The following is a 1,994-nucleotide window of genomic DNA, read 5'->3' on the forward strand; positions in this document are numbered from 1 at the left end:
GTCGAGGACCTCTCGCCCGACCCCGGGCTGCTCCGGCTCGCGCGCTGGTTCGCCGAGGCCGACACCCGCACCGCCGACGACCTCTGCGCCGCCTCCTTCGGCCTCTACCCGGCCCGTCACTTCGGCGCCCCCGCCGAGCCGTCCACCGCCGAGGTCAGCTGGTGGCACGGCCCCACCGCGCACATCCCCGCGCCGCCGCGCAGCCGCGAACCGCGCACCGCCCCGGGCCTGCGCCGCGCCCGCCGGGACGCCGCCGCGCTGCCCGTCGTCCTCTCAGGCGCCAAACCGGGCACGCCCGGACGGCACCGCAGGCCCGAACGGTCCCGGAACACCGCCACCCCCCTCGTGCCGCAGGATCGTTCCGCCGCCACCACCGCCGCCGAACGCCGGATCGCCGCCAGGCTGCTGCTCGCCCACCCGCTGGTCACCGCCTCCGGGCCGCACGCCGACGGCTTCCCGTTGATCCGCCGTCACCGCGACTGGCTCGCCGAGCGCTTCGACACCCTGCTCGGCTACCCCCTGGTGGTCGGACCCTGGCACGCCCGGCTGCACAAGGCCGGCCCCGGCCACGGCGCCGTCCGCCGCCTCGAACACCCCAACACCGGTGCCCCGTTCACCCCCGGCGGCTACGCCCGGCTCGCCCTCGTGCTGGCCCTGCTCGTCGACGCGCCCGAACACCTCCCGCTCGGCCGCCTGCTGGAAGCGCTGCGGGCCGCCGACCCCGCCCCGGCCACCGCGACCGGCGACCCCGCCGGCCTCACCGACCTCGCCATGGCGCTCGCCGTGCTCGTCGACTGGCAGGTGCTCGCCGACGTCCCGGCCGACCTCGGCGACACGTCCGCCGTCCTGACGGTCGACCGGGAACTCGCCCGCGCCGTCCCCGCCGGCCCGCCCGCGCTCGCCGACGACGCCGCCGACCTCATCCGCCGCGCCGCCGAGGCCGAGCCCGGCACCGCCGTCCGCCGCCGCCTCGCCGAGACCCCCGCCGTCCTGGCCGCCGACCTGCCCGAGGACCAGCGCGCCTGGCTGCGCGACCACCGGCACTCCGGCCCCGCCGCGCTCGCCGACCTCCTCGGCCTGGAGGCGGAGCACCGGGCCGAGGGCGTCGCCCTGCTGGACCCGGCGGAGGAGCTCACCGACCTCGCCCTGTCCGGCGCCGGGACGGCCGCCCAGGCCGCCCTGCTGCTGGTCGAGCGCCTGGTCGAGGAGGTCCGCCCGCTGCCCGGCGAGCCCACCGGCGTCGACGTACCCGTCCCGGACGCGCTGATAGACGGCGTGCTCGGCGACATCGCCGACGAGTACGGCCTCCCGGCCGGCTGGCGCCGCGACTACCTCGCCGACCGCACCGCCCTGCGCCGCGACGCCCTCGACCTGCTCCACCGCATGGGCCTGATCACCACCCGCCCCGCCGGCTGGCTCCTGCGCGCCCCCGCCGCCCGCTACGCCCCGGCTCCCGACCTCCTCCCCACCCCCGGCACCGGCCGCCACTCCCGCCCCACCTCGCCCCTCACCATCCCCCGCGCCGGCCAACCCGCCTGACGCCCCCGCCAGCCCGGGGGCCACACGCCCGCCCACTGGCCAACCATCCCGCCTAGCCCCATCCGTCCGCCTGGGCCGCCCCCCCGGTGCCGGCCGGTCCACCGGCCGGCCATGTGGCTGCCGTCTCGCAGCATCTCGACCCCAGCCGCCCGTGTCGGCCGGCCCGCCTGACGCCCCGGACGGCCGGGGCTACGCGCCCGCCATCCGCGTCGGCCGGCCACCCACCGGCCAGCCATCCCGCCTGATCCCGCCCGTCCGCCTGGGCCATCCCCAGCGCTAGCCACTCCGTCCGGCGCCGGCCCGTCCACCGGCCACCGCCCAGCTACGCGCCTGCCGCCTCCCGCGAGCCGTCCCGCCCGCTCGGGTCACGGGAAGCCCGTCCAGCCACGTGGCCGCCAACCACTCGCGGCGACCACACCCCCACCACTGCCCGGAAACAGCCGCCCCGCCCGGCG

The 1,994-nt window shown here is 79.4% G+C and carries 1 protein-coding gene; it reads left to right on the top strand.

What is annotated here, in order from left to right:
- Positions 1-1,539 (top strand): DUF2398 family protein (locus ABD308_RS35055; RefSeq protein WP_344344015.1); only part of this gene is annotated, 1,539 nt, incomplete at its 5' end.
- Between the last annotated feature and the right edge of the window lie 455 nt (positions 1,540-1,994).

It is taken from the genome of Kitasatospora putterlickiae (assembly GCF_039527695.1).
GTDB lineage: Bacteria > Actinomycetota > Actinomycetes > Streptomycetales > Streptomycetaceae > Kitasatospora > Kitasatospora putterlickiae.